This is a genomic window from Marivita sp., assembly GCF_020055635.1.
Lineage (GTDB): Bacteria > Pseudomonadota > Alphaproteobacteria > Rhodobacterales > Rhodobacteraceae > Marivita.
The window spans coordinates 1-2,956 of the sequence record NZ_JAIPUT010000162.1 but is presented as its reverse complement, the minus strand read 5'-3'; the positions used below and the strand labels follow the sequence as shown (position 1 = coordinate 2,956).

The window sequence follows — 2,956 nt, the reverse complement described above, 5'->3', positions numbered from 1 at the left end:
AGCCACGCTTCGAGTTCGAGGCTTTACCCGACGACATCTTCGTCGACGGCTTCGAAATCCAGCCCTGAGCCGGGCCCGGTGCCGCGGAACCGTCCCACGGTCCCGCGGCGGTCAGCCAGGAACGATCAGGATACGGGGAAAGCGCGACCGTCTCAGGGCGTGGTCAGGCGATCGGACTCGATGCGATTGCTGAACCGATCATTGATCGCAGTCCATCGGTCGTCACCGTGCAGCGGACCGAGATCCGGATTGCCGAGCATGCTCAGATACCATCCGGGATGATCGATAGCCATTTCCAATGTCCGATTAAAGTTGATCGGCCGCCTCTGGTAAGCCTAACGCGTAGAGGCGGCGAACAAGGTATTTGCGTTTGCCGTGGAGCGGTCTGACCGGCTCCAGGGCCTGCATTAACGCTTCGTATATCGCTTGCTTGTCTCCACCCGCTACCAGAGCGAAATGCGCCTGCCCCAGCGCGTATTCAGCCGGATGCGCGCTTCCTTGGGCCCTTGCGAGCGCAGCCTCTGCCCTGGCCAGGTCCCCGCGCAGCCCGGCGAGTTCTGCCTCGGCGAGGTCGAAATCCGGCCCGCCTGCGGTCAGCCCGGTATATTTTTCCTGCAGGACTTGGCCTTGGGCCAATGCCTCCTCCGCAGCGTCCAATTGCCCTTGAAAGAGCAAGGATCGGATGAGCAGGTAATAGCCTCTTGCCGTGACAGCGCTTTCACCCTCGGCCTCCCGATCATATCCAATGATCTTGCGCGCGACGGACTCGGCAGCGGCAGCATCATCCTGAAGGTAGAGATAAAAAGCGCCGAGATTGGCGCGCGCCAGCCCCCGCCCGAAAAGATAATCCGGGGTGGCTTCATAAATCGCCATGATCTGCTCTCCGACCCTGACCATTTCATCGAGGTCCCCTTTCAATCGCAGGATATGCATGTAGCCCTGAAGCGAGGTCAGCTGCTGGGCAGCCGTCATCTCTCGCTCTGCCTGTTCGGCTGCGCGGGCATGATAGAGCGCCTCGGCCTTCTCGATATCCGCCGCCGCACGGCTCAACGTTGCCAGCCGCAGTGCAAAATTCAGCTGAGCCTGCAAAGGCCGCCTGTGGCCGTCCTCGAAGCTTGCCATCACTTCGCGCATCACCGGCAATGCCTCAGCACGCTTACCGGATTCGAACAGGCTCATGGCGTAATATTCGCGTCCCATGGCCCGCAAGCTTCTGGGTCCATAGCCCTCCGCCAGCCAATCTCCGAGAACGATCTGCGCATTGGTGTGATCGCGGCGCAGATGGAATTGGCGGCCAAGCACAAAGCTGGACGATGCGGCCTGGTCGGGGTTCTTGTCGCGCTCGGCATGCAGCGCCGACCAGCGCTGCATCAACTCGGCAGTCAGCTGGTCTCCCCGCTCATCTTCAGCGTAGAGTTCATAGAGGATGTCTCCATAGGTGTTCTGGCCGAGAAGGTTGGCCTGCGCCATTTCGTACTGATATTCGGCCTCTGCCAGCGCTTCGCGCGTCCGCAACAAGGCGACGCTGGCAATCAGTGTGCTGGCGAGCAGCGCCACCGTAATGATCGCGGCGGTGGCCACCGGCAGACGATGGCGCCGGATGAACTTCCTGGCTCGATAACGGAGCGAGGGGGGCTGGGCCAGCACCGGCTCGTTGTCCAGGTAGCGGGAGAGGTCTTCGGCAAACGCGGCCACGCTACCGTAGCGACGCTCGCGGTCCTTGGCCAGAGCCTTGAGAAGCACCGAATCCAGATCGCCTCTCAAACGAGCCCGCCAACGCGAGGTGCTCGCATCAATTTCGTCGGCGCTGGGTCGGGCCCGGCTCGGCCGCGGCGTTTCGCCTTCGCGAATCTGCCGACACATCGCCTCGAAGCCCAGCGCGCGCAGATCGCTGCCTGAAATCGGCAATGCGCCAACCAGCAGCTCGTAGAGCACCAGCCCGAGCGAATAGACATCCGAGCGCGTGTCGACATCGATCTCGCCCAGCATCGCCTGCTCCGGGCTCATGTATTCCGGCGTACCGACCAGCTCACCCAGCTGCGTGACATTGGAACGCGCTTCAGCTTCCAGTCCGACGACGCGTGAGATGCCGAAATCGATGACCTTGGGAAAGCCCAGATCGCCATTTTCCGCGACCAGGATATTGGACGGCTTGAGGTCGCGGTGAATCAGACCCTTTCGATGGGCGTGCTGTACCGCGTCGCAGACTGGTAGCAATAGCCGGATGCGATCGATCAGGTCCAGGTCACGCTCCGCTGCCCAACGCGTGATCGCCACGCCCTCGATATATTCCATCGCAAACCACGGGCGGCCGTCTTCGGTGCTGCCGGCATCGAAGACCCGCGCGATATTGGGATGCTCCAGCGTCGCCAGCGCCTGACGTTCCGCCCGAAACCGAACCTTTGCTTCGGCGCTGTCGAAGCCTCTGCGGGTCAGCTTCAGCGCCACCGTGCGGCGCACCGGATCGCTTTGCTCCGCCAGATAGACCCGGCCCATGCCGCCTTCTCCGAGCATGCGAATCAACCTGAACGGCCCGATGCTCGCGGGTATGCGGGGTTCGGCCAGGCCGGCCGCAAGACCGCCATCGCTGGCTACGCGATCAAGGTGCTCCTCGTCACGCACCAGGCTTGGCGTCGGCTCGAGCATTTTTACCAGTTCGGCGTGCAGGTCGGCATCTTCGACTGCAAGCGCCGCAAGACGCCGGTCGCGCTCCGTATCGGGCAGGCTTTCCAGTTCGTGAAACAGCGCCTCCAGGCGGCGAAAACGATCGCTTGAATTCACCTTGTGCGTCTCCTCAATCAATCACCCTGCTTGAATTCTTCTATGGACCAGAGCTGCCTGGCGGCGCGAATCGCGCTCTGACCCTGCGTGCAGCCAGGCTCAAGCGTACACGCATTCGCCGCGAGACGAGATATTTTGGCCATCACTGGTGCGGCAATCAGGGCAGCGTTCCCAG

General features: G+C 62.1%; 2 protein-coding genes. Both read right to left on the bottom strand.

What is annotated here, in order from left to right; translation table 11 throughout:
* Positions 1-152: 152 nt before the first annotated feature.
* A complete protein-coding gene (locus LCF60_RS24095) occupies positions 153-293 on the bottom strand; it encodes a hypothetical protein (protein ID WP_292295064.1) in 141 nt (46 codons plus the stop codon).
* Positions 294-306: 13 nt separating this feature from the next.
* Positions 307-2,802, bottom strand: coding sequence for a serine/threonine-protein kinase (locus LCF60_RS24090; protein WP_292295063.1), 2,496 nt, complete (start codon positions 2,800-2,802; stop codon positions 307-309).
* Positions 2,803-2,956 lie beyond the last annotated feature (154 nt).